The sequence below is a fragment of the Caulobacter sp. BP25 genome (genome assembly GCF_002737755.1).
Lineage (GTDB): Bacteria > Pseudomonadota > Alphaproteobacteria > Caulobacterales > Caulobacteraceae > Caulobacter.
Genome location: NZ_PEGH01000012.1, coordinates 1 through 14,837 on the forward strand (window position 1 = coordinate 1; position 14,837 = coordinate 14,837).

General features: G+C 68.0%; 14 protein-coding genes and 2 pseudogenes. 6 read left to right on the forward strand and 10 right to left on the reverse strand.

Going from position 1 to position 14,837, the window contains the following annotated elements; translation table 11 throughout:
- From guaA (CSW59_RS08710) to CSW59_RS21310, 4 genes and pseudogenes are all read right to left on the reverse strand, one after another.
- Positions 1 to 669, reverse strand: a 669-nt coding sequence (gene guaA / locus CSW59_RS08710; protein ID WP_143754978.1) for a glutamine-hydrolyzing GMP synthase, incomplete at its 3' end; no start/stop codon positions are given.
- A 43-nt stretch (positions 670 to 712) separates the two neighbouring features.
- A complete protein-coding gene (locus CSW59_RS08715; protein ID WP_099443678.1) occupies positions 713 to 1,993 on the reverse strand; it encodes an RsmB/NOP family class I SAM-dependent RNA methyltransferase in 1,281 nt (426 codons plus the stop codon).
- A complete protein-coding gene (locus CSW59_RS08720) occupies positions 1,993 to 2,382 on the reverse strand; it encodes an MAPEG family protein (RefSeq protein WP_369825755.1) in 390 nt (129 codons plus the stop codon). The genes CSW59_RS08715 and CSW59_RS08720 overlap by 1 nt, the downstream gene beginning before the upstream one ends.
- A gap of 9 nt (positions 2,383 to 2,391) precedes the next feature.
- Positions 2,392 to 2,490, reverse strand: a pseudogene (locus tag CSW59_RS21310) (hypothetical protein); the annotation flags it as partial.
- On the opposite strand from CSW59_RS21310, the pseudogene CSW59_RS08725 reads away from it, so the two are divergent.
- The 4 genes and pseudogenes from CSW59_RS08725 to guaA (CSW59_RS08740) form a co-directional block, all read left to right on the forward strand.
- Positions 2,488 to 2,775: pseudogene (locus CSW59_RS08725) on the forward strand (IMP dehydrogenase); the annotation flags it as partial. The pseudogenes CSW59_RS21310 and CSW59_RS08725 overlap by 3 nt on opposite strands.
- Positions 2,776 to 2,784: 9 nt before the next feature.
- On the forward strand, positions 2,785 to 3,174 hold the full coding sequence (locus CSW59_RS08730) for an MAPEG family protein (RefSeq protein WP_369825755.1): 390 nt from the start codon (positions 2,785 to 2,787) through the stop codon (positions 3,172 to 3,174).
- Complete coding sequence (locus CSW59_RS08735; RefSeq protein WP_099443678.1) at positions 3,174 to 4,454, forward strand: RsmB/NOP family class I SAM-dependent RNA methyltransferase; 1,281 nt, start codon at positions 3,174 to 3,176, stop codon at positions 4,452 to 4,454. Before CSW59_RS08730 ends, CSW59_RS08735 begins: the two co-directional genes overlap by 1 nt.
- 43 nt (positions 4,455 to 4,497) lie before the next feature.
- Positions 4,498 to 6,060 carry a glutamine-hydrolyzing GMP synthase gene (guaA, locus tag CSW59_RS08740; RefSeq protein WP_099443680.1) on the forward strand — a complete coding sequence of 521 codons (1,563 nt, stop codon included), beginning with the start codon at positions 4,498 to 4,500 and terminating at the stop codon, positions 6,058 to 6,060.
- Positions 6,061 to 6,511: 451 nt separating this feature from the next.
- Here guaA (CSW59_RS08740) and CSW59_RS08745 read toward each other — a convergent pair whose 3' ends face one another.
- Positions 6,512 to 7,846: an ATP-binding protein gene (locus CSW59_RS08745; RefSeq protein ID WP_099443681.1), complete on the reverse strand. Its 1,335-nt coding sequence runs from the start codon at positions 7,844 to 7,846 to the stop codon at positions 6,512 to 6,514.
- A gap of 13 nt (positions 7,847 to 7,859) precedes the next feature.
- Positions 7,860 to 8,582: a response regulator gene (locus CSW59_RS08750; RefSeq protein ID WP_099443778.1), complete on the reverse strand. Its 723-nt coding sequence runs from the start codon at positions 8,580 to 8,582 to the stop codon at positions 7,860 to 7,862.
- 156 nt (positions 8,583 to 8,738) lie between these two features.
- Between CSW59_RS08750 and CSW59_RS08755 the strand changes: the two genes are divergently transcribed.
- Entirely contained in the window at positions 8,739 to 9,143 is a 405-nt protein-coding gene (locus CSW59_RS08755; protein ID WP_099443779.1) for a hypothetical protein, read from the forward strand.
- A gap of 152 nt (positions 9,144 to 9,295) precedes the next feature.
- Positions 9,296 to 10,231 carry an alpha/beta hydrolase gene (locus tag CSW59_RS08760; protein WP_099443682.1) on the forward strand — a complete coding sequence of 312 codons (936 nt, stop codon included), beginning with the start codon at positions 9,296 to 9,298 and terminating at the stop codon, positions 10,229 to 10,231.
- A gap of 206 nt (positions 10,232 to 10,437) precedes the next feature.
- Here the strand turns inward: CSW59_RS08760 and CSW59_RS08765 are convergent, their stop codons facing one another.
- The 4 genes from CSW59_RS08765 to CSW59_RS08780 all read right to left on the reverse strand — a co-directional run bounded on the left by CSW59_RS08765 (position 10,438) and on the right by CSW59_RS08780 (position 14,812).
- Entirely contained in the window at positions 10,438 to 10,941 is a 504-nt protein-coding gene (locus CSW59_RS08765; protein ID WP_099443683.1) for a nuclear transport factor 2 family protein, read from the reverse strand.
- Between the two features lie 385 nt (positions 10,942 to 11,326).
- A complete protein-coding gene (locus CSW59_RS08770; RefSeq protein ID WP_201722753.1) occupies positions 11,327 to 12,340 on the reverse strand; it encodes an alpha/beta hydrolase in 1,014 nt (337 codons plus the stop codon).
- Positions 12,341 to 12,492: 152 nt separating this feature from the next.
- Positions 12,493 to 13,680, reverse strand: coding sequence for a carboxymuconolactone decarboxylase family protein (locus tag CSW59_RS08775; RefSeq protein WP_099443685.1), 1,188 nt, complete (start codon positions 13,678 to 13,680; stop codon positions 12,493 to 12,495).
- A gap of 28 nt (positions 13,681 to 13,708) precedes the next feature.
- Positions 13,709 to 14,812 carry an aldo/keto reductase gene (locus CSW59_RS08780; RefSeq protein WP_099443686.1) on the reverse strand — a complete coding sequence of 368 codons (1,104 nt, stop codon included), beginning with the start codon at positions 14,810 to 14,812 and terminating at the stop codon, positions 13,709 to 13,711.
- Positions 14,813 to 14,837 lie beyond the last annotated feature (25 nt).

Sequence of the window (14,837 nt, forward strand, 5' to 3'; positions counted from 1 at the left end):
TTGCGAGCCGACTTGGTCGCGGATCTTCTGGACCATCTCCTGGCGGAAGGCCGCCATGGTCCAGTCGCCCTTCAGGCCGGCGATATTGAACAGGAAGTTCCGGTACATCTTGGCCCCGTTGACGGTGTGGTACACCTCGGGGTGGAACTGCAGGGCATAGATCTTCTTGGCGTCATTGGCGATGGCCGCGAACGGCGCGCCGGTCGAGGTGGCGATGACCTCAAAGCCGTCCGGGATGGCGGTGACGCGGTCGCCGTGGCTCATCCAAACAGTCTCGACTCCGCCAACACCGGCCAGACCCTCGAACATCGGGCTATCCTTGCCCACCGTCAGCTCGGCGCGGCCGAACTCGCCGGCGTGGCCGCCCTCGACCTTGCCGCCCAGCACGTCGCACAGCAGCTGCTGGCCATAGCAGATGGCGAGCAGCGGCAGGCCCAGGTCGAACAGCTTGCGGCCGATGCGGGGGCTGTCGGCTTCCAGCACGCTGGCCGGGCCACCCGACAGGATGATGGCGCTTGGCTTATATTCGTCGACGATGGCCTCGGCCTTGTCGAACGGGTGGATCTCGCAATAGACGCCGGCCTCGCGCACGCGGCGGGCGATCAGCTGGGTCACCTGGCTGCCGAAGTCGACGATCAGGACGCGCTGGTGGTTGGGTTCAGTGGTCATCGGCGAGTCTCCAGCGGCAAACATTCAGGTCTAGGCGGTCAAATCAGGGCGTGTAGGTGGATCGCTCCAGCACGGCGGCGAAGAAGCCGTCCGTCCCGGCGCGGTAAGGGGTCAGGCGCAGATAGCCTTCAGGGCTCACGTGCTGCTCGACGCCCGGCAGGGCGATCGGCTTGACGGCGAATTCGGGATGCCGTTCGAGGAAGCCTGCCACGCGGTCCTCGTTCTCGTCGGTCAGTAGCGAGCAGGTGACGTAGATCATCCGGCCGCCCGCCTTCACGAAGGTCGCGGCGTCCTCCAGCACGCTGTCCTGCTCGATCTGGCGCTTGGCCAACTGGTCGGGCGACAGGCGCCACTTGGCGTCCGGGTGGCGACGCCAAGTGCCGGCGCCGGTGCAGGGGGCGTCGACGAAGACGACGTCGATCTTGCCTTCCAGGCCCTTGAGCGGCGTCGCCTCGATCGGCGAGCGGATCTGGAGGTTGCGGACCCCTGCCCTCTGGCCGCGCCGGATCGTGTCGGCCAAGCGGCGAGCGTCACTGTCGTGGGCGAAGATCTGGCCGGTGTTGCCCATAGCGGCGGCGAGCGCGAGGGTCTTGCCGCCCCCACCCGCGCAGAAGTCCAACACCTGCTTGCCCTTGACTTCGCCCGCCACGGCGGCGGCGATCTGCGAGCCCAGGTCCTGGACCTCGAACCAGCCCTTCGAGAAAGCCGGAACGGCCTCGACCGACGGCGTGCGGTCGGCGGCGGCTGGCGCGGGGATGCGGAAGGCGTTGGGCAGGATGCCCGCCGGCGCTGCGTGGATCGGCGCCAGGGCCTTGGCGGCGCGCTCAGCGTCGGTCTTCAGGGTGTTGACCCGCAGGTCGACGGGCGCGCGTTCGGACAGGGCGCGCATCTCGACGGCCTGATCGTCGCCCAACGCGCGGATCAGCCGCTCTTCAAGCCAATCAGGATAGTCGCCGACGACCGGGGCAGCAGCGTTGTCCAACGCGATCGGGCTGGCCAGACGCTCACGCTCGGCGTCGGTCAGGGCGCCGAAGCCGTGTTCCTCGGCCGCCGCTTCGGCGATCCGCTCCGGTGCCCAGGCCCAGGTGAAGGCCAGCACGCCCAGCACGACGCCGCGCGCGCTCGCATCGCCCATCATCCAGCCCAGCGAACGCTTGCGCCGCAGACCGTCCAGCACGAGACCCGAGACGAAGGCGCGATCTTTGGAGCCTGCGTAACGCGCAGCCTCGCCCCAACGCTTCAATGCCATCTTCACCGGAAAATGCCGCGCCTCGATCTCGGTGAGAACCTCGATCGCCGCTGAAACCCGTCCTCCGTCCCGCATCAGACGACCAGAGCCAGCAGGGTCAGGATGATCCCTGTGAAGGATACGCACCAAGCGATGCTGCGCACCCAGGGCACGCCCAGCACGTAGAGCGGCAGGAAGGCTAGGCGGCCGCCGACATAGAGGCCGGCGCCCAGCATCGTCAGCGCCCCGAACCGGCCGCCCAGATAGGCGACCAGCACGGCGACGGCGAAGAACGGGAAGCTCTCGCGGTAGTTGGCGAACGCCCGCTCCAGCCGCGCGGCCAGGCCGCCGACCGGAACGGGTTCGTCGCGCGGACCGGCGCTCCACTTCAGCCCCCGCTGCGAAGCGCCCGCCACGGCCGCCGCCAGCAGGTGGACGAGGCCGATCAGGACCGCCACGCCCAGCATCTGAAGTTCGAACGCCATCTGCATCGGCTAGACCGCGCTCGGATAGTTCGGTGCCTCACGAGTGATCATCACGTCGTGGACGTGGCTCTCACGCAGGCCAGCGCCGGTGATCCGGACGAACTTGGCCGCGGCTCGGCCGACCGGCTACTTCAGAGGAAGTGACAGACAGCTTCAAGCTGGTGCGGCGGAAGGCATCGAGGGCCAGACCCCGTTCAAGGGGCCGATCTCACCAGTGCTGCACCAGCTGGTCGGCGGTCTGCGCGCCGCCATGGGCTATGTCGGTGCGCCGACCATCCCGAGCTGCAGAAGCGCGCCAAGTTCGTCCGGATCACCGGCGCTGGCCTGCGTGAGAGCCACGTCCACGACGTGATGATCACTCGTGAGGCACCGAACTATCCGAGCGCGGTCTAGCCGATGCAGATGGCGTTCGAACTTCAGATGCTGGGCGTGGCGGTCCTGATCGGCCTCGTCCACCTGCTGGCGGCGGCCGTGGCGGGCGCTTCGCAGCGGGGGCTGAAGTGGAGCGCCGGTCCGCGCGACGAACCCGTTCCGGTCGGCGGCCTGGCCGCGCGGCTGGAGCGGGCGTTCGCCAACTACCGCGAGAGCTTCCCGTTCTTCGCCGTCGCCGTGCTGGTCGCCTATCTGGGCGGCCGGTTCGGGGCGCTGACGATGCTGGGCGCCGGCCTCTATGTCGGCGGCCGCCTAGCCTTCCTGCCGCTCTACGTGCTGGGCGTGCCCTGGGTGCGCAGCATCGCTTGGTGCGTATCCTTCACAGGGATCATCCTGACCCTGCTGGCTCTGGTCGTCTGATGCGGGACGGAGGACGGGTTTCAGCGGCGATCGAGGTTCTCACCGAGATCGAGGCGCGGCATTTTCCGGTGAAGATGGCATTGAAGCGTTGGGGCGAGGCTGCGCGTTACGCAGGCTCCAAAGATCGCGCCTTCGTCTCGGGTCTCGTGCTGGACGGTCTGCGGCGCAAGCGTTCGCTGGGCTGGATGATGGGCGATGCGAGCGCGCGCGGCGTCGTGCTGGGCGTGCTGGCCTTCACCTGGGCCTGGGCACCGGAGCGGATCGCCGAAGCGGCGGCCGAGGAACACGGCTTCGGCGCCCTGACCGACGCCGAGCGTGAGCGTCTGGCCAGCCCGATCGCGTTGGACAACGCTGCTGCCCCGGTCGTCGGCGACTATCCTGATTGGCTTGAAGAGCGGCTGATCCGCGCGTTGGGCGACGATCAGGCCGTCGAGATGCGCGCCCTGTCCGAACGCGCGCCCGTCGACCTGCGGGTCAACACCCTGAAGACCGACGCTGAGCGCGCCGCCAAGGCCCTGGCGCCGATCCACGCAGCGCCGGCGGGCATCCTGCCCAACGCCTTCCGCATCCCCGCGCCAGCCGCCGCCGACCGCACGCCGTCGGTCGAGGCCGTTCCGGCTTTCTCGAAGGGCTGGTTCGAGGTCCAGGACCTGGGCTCGCAGATCGCCGCCGCCGTGGCGGGCGAAGTCAAGGGCAAGCAGGTGTTGGACTTCTGCGCGGGTGGGGGCGGCAAGACCCTCGCGCTCGCCGCCGCTATGGGCAACACCGGCCAGATCTTCGCCCACGACAGTGACGCTCGCCGCTTGGCCGACACGATCCGGCGCGGCCAGAGGGCAGGGGTCCGCAACCTCCAGATCCGCTCGCCGATCGAGGCGACGCCGCTCAAGGGCCTGGAAGGCAAGATCGACGTCGTCTTCGTCGACGCCCCCTGCACCGGCGCCGGCACTTGGCGTCGCCACCCGGACGCCAAGTGGCGCCTGTCGCCCGACCAGTTGGCCAAGCGCCAGATCGAGCAGGACAGCGTGCTGGAGGACGCCGCGACCTTCGTGAAGGCGGGCGGCCGGATGATCTACGTCACCTGCTCGCTACTGACCGACGAGAACGAGGACCGCGTGGCAGGCTTCCTCGAACGGCATCCCGAATTCGCCGTCAAGCCGATCGCCCTGCCGGGCGTCGAGCAGCACGTGAGCCCTGAAGGCTATCTGCGCCTGACCCCTTACCGCGCCGGGACGGACGGCTTCTTCGCCGCCGTGCTGGAGCGATCCACCTACACGCCCTGATTTGACCGCCTAGACCTGAATGTTTGCCGCTGGAGACTCGCCGATGACCACTGAACCCAACCACCAGCGCGTCCTGATCGTCGACTTCGGCAGCCAGGTGACCCAGCTGATCGCCCGCCGCGTGCGCGAGGCCGGCGTCTATTGCGAGATCCACCCGTTCGACAAGGCCGAGGCCATCGTCGACGAATATAAGCCAAGCGCCATCATCCTGTCGGGTGGCCCGGCCAGCGTGCTGGAAGCCGACAGCCCCCGCATCGGCCGCAAGCTGTTCGACCTGGGCCTGCCGCTGCTCGCCATCTGCTATGGCCAGCAGCTGCTGTGCGACGTGCTGGGCGGCAAGGTCGAGGGCGGCCACGCCGGCGAGTTCGGCCGCGCCGAGCTGACGGTGGGCAAGGATAGCCCGATGTTCGAGGGTCTGGCCGGTGTTGGCGGAGTCGAGACTGTTTGGATGAGCCACGGCGACCGCGTCACCGCCATCCCGGACGGCTTTGAGGTCATCGCCACCTCGACCGGCGCGCCGTTCGCGGCCATCGCCAATGACGCCAAGAAGATCTATGCCCTGCAGTTCCACCCCGAGGTGTACCACACCGTCAACGGGGCCAAGATGTACCGGAACTTCCTGTTCAATATCGCCGGCCTGAAGGGCGACTGGACCATGGCGGCCTTCCGCCAGGAGATGGTCCAGAAGATCCGCGACCAAGTCGGCTCGGGCAAGGTGATCTGCGGCCTGTCGGGCGGCGTCGACAGCTCGGTAGCCGCCGTGCTGATCCATGAGGCGATCGGTGACCAACTGACCTGCGTGTTCGTCGACACGGGCCTGCTGCGCAAGAACGAGGCCGATCAGGTCGTCACTCTGTTCCGCGACCACTACAACATCCCGCTGGTCCACGTGGACGCCGGCGATCTGTTCCTCGGCGAGCTGGCCGGGGTCAGCGATCCGGAGACCAAGCGCAAGACGATCGGGCGCTTGTTCATTGACGTCTTCGACAAGGAAGCCGCCAAGATCGACGGCGCGCAGTTTCTGGCCCAGGGCACGCTCTATCCGGACGTCGTCGAGAGCGTTTCGGCGCGCGGCGGTCCCTCGGCGGTGATCAAGAGCCACCACAATGTCGGCGGCCTGCCCGACTACATGAAGCTGAAGCTGGTCGAGCCGCTGCGTGAGCTCTTCAAGGACGAGGTCCGCGCCCTGGGCGTCGAGCTGGGCCTCGCGCCCGCCTTCGTCGGGCGTCACCCGTTCCCCGGCCCGGGCCTGGCCATCCGCATCCCGGGCGAGATCACGCCCGAGAAGGTCAAGGTTCTGCAAGAGGCCGACGCCATCTATCTGGAAGAGATCCGCAACGCCGGTCTCTACGACCAGATCTGGCAGGCCTTCGCCGTGTTGCTGCCGGTCAAGACCGTCGGCGTGATGGGCGATGCCCGCACCTACGAGAACGTGCTGGCCCTGCGCGCGGTGACCTCGACCGACGGCATGACCGCCGACTTCTTCGAGTTTCCGTGGCCCGTCCTGGGCAAGACCGCCACCCGGATCATCAACGAGGTCCGAGGCGTCAACCGGGTCGTCTACGACGTCACGTCCAAGCCGCCCGGCACTATCGAGTGGGAGTAGGGGTAATATAGTACCCCGCTCGCCGGATCTGCATCCGTCGTCTCACACTCGGCTTGGCGGCGTCGGCGGATTGCCTTGCGCGCCTTCTCGGAGCCCTATGATCTGTAGGGAACTCCGCTCGCGGTGTCGTGTAAAGCGTCGTCCCGGTGGCGTCGTGCTCTGGCGTAGAACGACAGGCAATAGGCGGGTCCGCGGGCGACGACGACCGCTAGAAGATCGAGAGCGATCTGCCGTGGGACGACCGCACCTGACTCTTCTTCGACCTTGGGAGGGCCGCTTTCGGGCGGGGTTCGTAACGCTGCCGGCGTGGGCCGGGCCTGACTCATCGCTGACGTTGGGAAGGTCTGGTCCTGGGCGCTGCGCTGGAGCCTAAATCCAGAGCGCCCGACGCGCCCGTTCCTGACCCTTCGGAATCACCGATCGCTGATCATCATGGCTTTGCGAGCCCACCCTAGAGCGTCGGCAAGGCTATGGTCGCCATTAGCCCTCCACCCTCGCGGTTGGCCAGAACTAGCCGGCCACCGTGCGCCTGGGCGAGGGCCTGGACAATCGAGAGGCCCAAGCCCGCTCCGCCGGTGCGTCGGTTGCGCGAGGCCTCGCCGCGCTCGAACGGAGCGGTGACGCGGGCCAGCGCCGCGTCGGGCAGGCCAGGACCGCGATCCAGCACCGTGATGCGCGCCTCCCCATCCGCGACCTTGGCTTCCAGCGTCACGCCGCCGCCATACGCGACCGCGTTGTCCACGAGGTTGTCCAGCATCCGCCGCAGGGCGACCGGCGAGACAAGGGCCGTGACGGGCGCGCCCGCCGAAAGGGTCACGATCTGGCCCATATCGGCGCGCAGGGCGACCAGGCTCTCGAGTTCGCGCTGGACCTCGACGGGCCGCGCGCCCTCGCCACGCCCGGCCTCCTGGCGGGCGAATAGCAGGGTGTCGTCCAGCAGCTGGGACATCTCGGCGAGGTCGCGGGTCGCCTTGGTCCGCTGCTCGGGGTCGGCGATGAACTCGGCCCGCAAGGTCAGGCGGGTCAGGTAGGTGCGCAGGTCGTGGGCGATGGCGGCCAGCATGCGCGTGCGTTCGTCGACCAGCCCCCGGATCCGTCCGCGCATGGTGTTGAAGGCGGCCGAAAGCTCGCGGATCTCTCGAGGCCCCGTCGCGGGAAGCGAAGTCGCGTCCAGGTCGTCGCCGAACCGAGCTACCGCGCGCGCTAGACTCTCGACAGGCCGGGTGGTCTGGCGCACGGCAGCCAGGATCATCAGCAGAGTCACCGCCAGCAGGGCGGCGCAAGCCAGGGTGATGCGGCCCAGATAGCGCCGCGCCGCCTCCGGCGCGCGGCGGCGCAGGGTCAGGACCGAGCCGTCTTCCAGCCGCACCGACAGGCGCAGGGCCGCGCGTCCGGGCATGAAGCCGTCACGGAGCCGGCCGCCGCGCAGCACCTCGATCCGCCAGTAGCGCCCCGCCAGCGCCCGATCGTAGGCTCCGTAACCGGGATCGCGCGCGTCGGCGGGACGCGTACGCCGCAGCGAGGCGGGAAAGTCCGCGCCGAGCGTGGCCCGGATCACCCCGGTGTCCAGCGCCTTCATCACGGCGGGCCGGGCCGAGGGCGGCGAGGCGTCCAGGGCCTCGACCATGGCCACCGCCTCGGCCGGCTGGGGCAGTTGGTAGAAGCGCACTCCGCCGCCGTCCTCGGATGGCCAGATCAGCAGCGCCGCGCCCAGGACCAGCAGGATCATCAGGCCCGCCAGCAGGATGGCGGCGATCCGCGAGGAGAGGTTGTCCAGCATCACCATCGGCGGCGCGCCCTCAAAGCCGCTCGACCGGCGCGCTGAACAGGTAGCCGCCGCCGCGCACGGTCTTGATCAGTCCCTCGCCGCCCGCGCCCGAGGCCAGCTTGCGGCGCAGGCGGCCCAGCAGGACGTCGATCGAGCGATCGTATGGCGTGGCGCTGCGGCCGCGCGTCCAGTCCAGCAGCTGGTCGCGGCTGAGCACCCGCTGAGCGTGTCGCAGGAACGCCATCAAGAGGTCGTGCTCGCCGCCCGTCAACACCACAGGCGCGCCGGCGGCGTCGAGGAGATCGCGGCTGGCCGAGTCCAGCCGCCAGCCGGCGAAGCCATAGACCTCGCCCGGCGGCGCGACGGCCACCCGATGGATTTCGCGCGTGCGGCGCAGGATGGCGCGGATCCGGGCCAGAAGCTCGCGCGGCACATAGGGCTTGGGCAGGTAGTCGTCGGCGCCGATCTCTAGCCCGACCACGCGGTCTATGTTGTCGCCCTTGGCCGTGACCATCAGGAGAGTCGCCGTGTCGCCCGTGGCCCGCAGGCGGCGACACAGCGACAGGCCGTCCTCGCCGGGCATCATGATGTCCAGCAGCACCAGGTCGACGCGACGTCGGGCGGCCAGTCGGTCGAAGGCGGCGGCGTCCTCGCAGCCCACGGCATCCCAGCCCTCCCGGCGCAGCAGGCCTAGTGTCAGGTCGCGGATCTCGGCGTCGTCCTCGACGACCGCGATCAGGGTGTTGTCGATCATGACCGAAGCCTTGCCCCAGGTGCGCGGCGCGGAAAAGGCCAAGCGGTCCACGATTACATTTCGACACGTTTCGTCGGCGAGGAAACATCAGGGCGAGCGCGCCGGCGTGTTTTCTGTCCAGCGACGAGGGACGTCACCCAAGAGATGGAAGACACCATGCGTAAGACCGTTTTCGCCGCCGCCGGCATGACCGCCACGGCCCTGTTCATCGCGCTCGCCCCGGCCGCCGAGGCCGGCCAGAACGGCCGCACCGTCCGCGTGCAGGGCGCCTATGGCCGCGGCTACGTCCACGACCGCCATGTCAACCGCCAGCCAGGCGCCGTCTCGGTGTCTCGCGGGACCCAGACCAACGGCGGCTATGGCGTCGCCAGCCAGCGCGCCGCCAGCTGGGGCGACGGCGCCTACGCCGGAAGCGCCTCTCGGACGTTCAACAACGGCGCCTCGGCCAACCGCGCGACCAGCGTCGTCAACAACGGCGACGGCACCTACAGCTATAACGCCACCCGCACCGGCTATGACGGCGACACCCGTTCGGTCAGCGGCGTTGTGAGCCGCCCCTGATCGAGGCCGGAGCGCGTCGGCGGCGAAACCCCGCCCGGCGCGCTCCGGACGCCAGAGTCCGAGCCTGCCCACGGACGGGCCCCGGAGGCCGGCGCGCGGCAGCCCCCCTAGTATCGCGCGTCGGCCATCGCTTTCTCGCTAGAGGACTGACCTTGAAGAAGACTCGCCCGCTGACCCTTGCCCTGGCCGCCGCTCTGACCGTCTCGCTGACCGCTAGTGGCGTCGCCGACGCCCAGATCGGCCCGCGCGGCAAGATGCGCGAACGCATGATGCAGCGCCTGCAGGAGAAGAAGGCCGAGGAGGAGCGCCCGATCGACCTCCAGGCCATCCTGCCCGGCGCCCGCAAGCTGACGGCCGCGTACGGCGCCGATCCGGCTCAGGCTGTCGACATCTACATCCCGCCGAACGTCCCGCGCGACGCACCGGTGATTGTGATGGTGCACGGCGGCGCCTGGAAGATCGGCGACAAGGCCAATACCGGCTCGGTCGAGAACAAGCTTCGCCACTGGCTCCCCAAGGGCTTCGTATTCGCCAGCGTCAACTATCGCATGCTGCCCCAGGCCATGGCCTATACGCAGGCCCAGGACGTGGCCGCCGCCCTGCGCTGGACGCGGAGCCACGCCGCCGACTGGGGCGCCAGCGACCGCAACATCATCCTGATGGGCCATTCGGCCGGCGCGCACCTGGTCGCCCTGCTATCGTCCAAGCCCGCGATGGTCGGCCACCCCTGGGCCGGGACGGTGGTGCTGGACTCGGCGACGATGAAGGTCTCCGAGACCATGGTCGGCCGCCATCCGAAGTTCTACGACGAGGCGTTCGGCGGCGATCCCGCCGGCTGGGCCAAGGCCTCGCCGATGGACCAGTGGACGCCGTCCGCCGTGCAGATGATGCTGATCTGCTCGACCAAGCGCCCGGACAAGCCCTGCGACGACGCGCGCGCCTTCCAGGCCCTGGCCAAGCGCTCGGGCGTGCGGATGCCCGTCTTGCCCCAGCCCCTGACCCACGCCGACGTCAACCGCACCCTGGGCCTGCCCGGCGACTACACCGACGCCGTGGATCGGTTTATCGCTGAACGGCTGCGACGCTGAAGGAAGTCGCAGTCGCTAGCTGACTGGATGTTCGAATGTCGCGTTCCCCGAGCCACGTCAAAGTCTGCTCCTGGCGCTGAGTTGCCCGCTACTCCACGCTTCTTGCGGGGTAAAAACTCGGCCTTGGAGCTAGCTTTCCCCGTGGTGCTCTAGCTCCAAACTGCGTGGTCACAGGAGAGCCACGCTCTCATCGGAACTGCGCCAGCCTAACTAGGCGCCGCAGCGGGTGTGGCGGGAGGTCCACGGAACATCGAGAAGACGAGCGCGCCCAATTTCCACTGGCCACCAACCTTCACAAAGGTTTCGGTCACTGTGAAAGGATTGTTCGCCACGTTCCCACCCACTATCGCCTGAAGTTCAATCCTGCTCCAGACAGTTGCGGTGTCATTTATAAATCTGACCGATATGTCGCTTACAGTAGCTTTTCGATACTCGATGTCGCCGGACTTGATGACGTCAATTTCCTGAGATTTGTTCATCGTCCTGCTCATGTGAACAAAGATCGATTTCTCGTCAAATAGCTTGTCCAGCGCCGCGACATTTTTTTCGGCCATCCACCGCCATTTCTGCTGGGATAGCGCGATCAACTCATTGTCCCGCTCGCTCGACGGTGATGTTTGCTCAGGCCGCGCCTCCGCCGCGGTGGCTGAAGCTGTCGCCGCGCTGCCAGCTAGCAGCAAACGTCTCGAGATCTTGATTTCCGACGGCATCGGTCATCCTCCACGGCAGCATCATCGGTCCCGCCTCTCTGGGATCCATGTCCGATGTGTTTGAGAGGAGGAGTATCCCGGCGTCGTGGCGGCGATTAGTCGGCCCTGGTGACTTGCCCTTTTTAGCAGGCCTAACAAATCCGACGGATAACGTCATGGATCGTTGTGGGGAAGAGCCTAAACGAGCAGCGAGAAAGCCGACGAGGCGCGACTTCGGCTAGGGGCTAGGGGCTAGAGGCCTTGCCGGCGACGCCCCGGCGGTCCGACCCAAGTGAACGACCGCGTCATGGTTGGCGGTGTCACGGCGCGCAAGGTCCGAATCCCGACGTGGTCCTAGTGGCCGCTCAGGGCGCGACTTCTCCTGTGTGAGCGCCATCGCTGCTTTTTAGGATGCCAGCGTGCGCGCGAAGAACTGCGTCAAATGCCCCATCGCCACATCCACATACTCCGGAACCCAGTAGGTCTCGATGTGCGTGGCCCCGTCGATCTTGAAGAACGTCTTGTCCTTCGTACCCGTTGCCTTCGGAAAAGCGTCTTCGGTCATGTAGAGGCTGTCGGCCTTGCTGCCGGCCACCATCAGCAGCGGCACGTCGATCAGATCGATCTGGTCGGTGGCGTCCCAGCGCATCAGGTCCAGCAGGCTGCTGATGGTGTACTTGAACGTCGAGCCCGCGTGGGCGTGGGTCTTCCAGTAGTACTCATAGCCCTGGCGATAGAGGTCGAAGGGCAGGGCCGCGATCTGCGTGTCGGTCAGATTGGCGTCCCCGGAATAGAGGATCTCGCCACCGGCCGCTTCCTGGGCGCGAGCGGCCGAGGCCTGGCGTAGGCGCTCCTGGACCGTCGCAAGCGCCGAGTCCTGGTAGCCGTTGCGGCGCACCCGGCCCGAATTGAACATGCTGAGCGTGGCGAGCGACTTGAAGCGCTTGTCGCTCTTCGCCGCGGCCAGGGAATAGCCGCCGCCCCCGCAGATCCCGAAGAGACCCAGGCGCGCCGCGTCGACGCCAGGGTAGCGGGTGATAAAGTCGGCCATGCCGTGGATGTCTTCAATCCTGAACATCGGCTTGTCGACGCTGCGCGGCAGGCCGCCGCTGCCGCCCTGGTAGGCGGCGTCGGCGGCGATGGTGATGTAGCCCTGCTCGGCAAGCCGCTGGGCGTATAGGCCCGCGACCTGTTCCTTCACCCCGCCATTGGGGTGGGCCACGACTATCGCCGGGTACTTGCGCCCCGGATCGTAGCCCGCCGGGGTGTAGACGTTGGCGACGATGTCCAGGTCGCCCAGCTTGTAGGCGACAGGATGGATGTTGACCTGGCCAGGCTCGTTCTTGGTGATCGCGCCGCCATAGACCAGGGTGAAGGGGTTGCTGCTCTCGGCCGCCGCGGCGGCAGGGGTCGTGCTCATGACCGTAACTCCGAGAATTGAGCCTGAAAGGACGCGTGCGGACGCTCCAAGTAACTGCCGCCTGTTTTTGCCGATGGCGTCGTTGGCCATGGGAACTCCGTCTTGGACCGTGGGCGATGTCGCCGCCCCGCCGGTCGTTGGGAACCGCGTGCTCACCGGGAGGGGGCGCGGTATTCGGCGTCGCTCACCGGGCCCAGCCAGGTCACGCTCTTGCCGTCTAGGGCCTCGGCCACGGCGACATGGGTCACGGCGCTGGTCGGGGCGGCCCCGTGCCAGTGCTTGACGCCGGGGCCCGTCCAGACGACGTCGCCGGCCTTCATTCGGCGGACCGGTCCGCCCTCGGCCTGGACCAGGCCTTCGCCAGCCGTGACGATCAGGAGCTGGCCGAGCGGGTGGCTGTGCCAGTTGGAGCGGGCGCCCGGCTTAAAGGCGACGGTGGCGCCGCCGAGACGGGCTTGGCCGGTTCCCTTGAACGGCGAGGTCACGGTGACCGCGCCCGTGAAGGTCGCTGCGGGGCCCTGGACCGGTTGCCGCCCGGGACCGGTGATCGTGAGGCCCTCGGCCGTCGAAGGCGCCTGCGCGCCGTCCAGGTCCTTGAACACGGTGTCGGCGACGGCGACTGCGGCGGTCGCCTTGGGCCAGCCGGCGTAGAATGCCAAGTGCGTCAGCGCCTCGCCGATCTCTACGCGCGTCAGGCCGTTCCGCAGGCCCAGACCGACATGGAAGGCCAAGCCCGCTTCATCGCCGTTGGCGGCCAATGCGGCCAGGGACACCAGGCTGCGGTCGCGCGGCGCCAGATCGGGCCGCCGCCACAGGTCGCCGAGGACCACATCGTTGGTCAGCGCCGCCAGCTTGGGCGCGACCGGGCCTATGGTCGCCATCACCGTCTGGGCCCGGGCAGCGTCAGAAGCGGGGAGAGGCAGGCTCGCCGTCACCGGGGCGCGCAAGGCGGCCATGTCGACGCCCCGTTCGGTGAACACCTTCTCGATCACCTCCAGCGACGACACCGCATTGGGCCAGCCGGTGTAGAAGGCCAGTTGGGTGACGGCGCCGGCGACCTCGACAGGCTTGACGCCGTTGTCGAGCGCGCGGCCCAGGTGCCCGGTGAGTTGGGCGGTCTTGCCGGTAGCGATTAGCACTGACACGGTCACCAGGCTGCGATCGCCCGGGCTCAGCGCCGGGCTCACCCAGACATCCCCGAACAGGACGTCGTCTGTGTAGCCGGCAAGCCCCGGGGCGACGGCCTGCATGGCCTTGGGCGCGACGGACTTGCGTTCCTGGGCTTCAACCGGGGTCGCCAAGGTCAAGGCCGCCATGGCGGCGACAACGGGCGTCTTCATCGGAAACTCCTTTCCGGGCGAATGGGGATCATGTCCTGGCGGGGGCCTCGACCTCCGAGAAGGCCAGGACGCCTTCGGGCAGCCGCAGGCCCTGGATCTGGATCGCAGAAGCGGCGACCGTCAGTTCCGCCAGTTCGCCGGGCGTAAAGCGGACAGCCGAGGCGCCGGCGTTGTCGACCATGTGCGCCATCTGGGTCGTACCCGGGATCGGCACGATCCAAGGCTTCTGGGCCAGCAGCCACGCCAGGGCGATCTGGCCTGGCGTCGCCGACTTGCGCTGCGCCCAGGCCTTCAGCAGATCTACCAGGGCCAGATTGTGGGCCAGGTTTTCCGAGGCGAACCGGCCCTCGACCTTGCGGATGTCGCCGTCGGCGAAGCGGGTGCCCGCGTCGATGGCCCCGTTGAGGAAGCCCACGCCAAGAGGGCTCCAGCAGACGAAGCCGATGCCGCGTTCCTCACAAGCGGGCAGCACCCACTTTTCTGGCCCTCGCCAGAGCAGCGAGTATTCGTTCTGGACCGCGGTTACGGGCAGGGCGACATGGGCGCGGCGCAAGGTCTGCGGCCCCATTTCGCTGAGGCCCCAGTGTAGGACCTTGCCGGTCTTCATCAGATCCTGGATCGCGCCGGCGACATCCTCGATCGGCACCTGCGGATCGACGCGGTGCTGGTAGAGCAGGTCGATCCGGTCGGTGCGCAGGCGCTTGAGCATACCTTCGACCGCCACCTTGATGTGCTCGGGCCGGCTGTTGAGCTCGGGCCCGCGTCGGCCGGTTTCGGGATCGATGTTCCAGCCGAACTTGCTGGTGATCACCACCTTGTCGCGGAACGGCTGGATCGCTTCGCCTAGGATCTTCTCGTTCTCGAACGGACCGGAGGCCGCCCGAAGGATATTCACCATCTCTGGTCGGTAGGGGACGGTGGTCGGATAGGCGCGGTGCATGTTCTGCACGCCCATGCCGATGCTGGAGACCTCTAGCTTGCCCAGCTTGCGCCTCGCGCTGGCGGCGCCGGGCACCGTGGTCTTGGCCTCCGCCGCGGTGGCGCCGGAAGCGGCGGCCGCTGGCAGCGCTAAGCCGAGCGCCAGGAGATCGCGGCGACCGACGCCGGCTATCTTGGTGATCTTGTCGTCCATGATGATCTGCTTTCGTGGCGGCGTG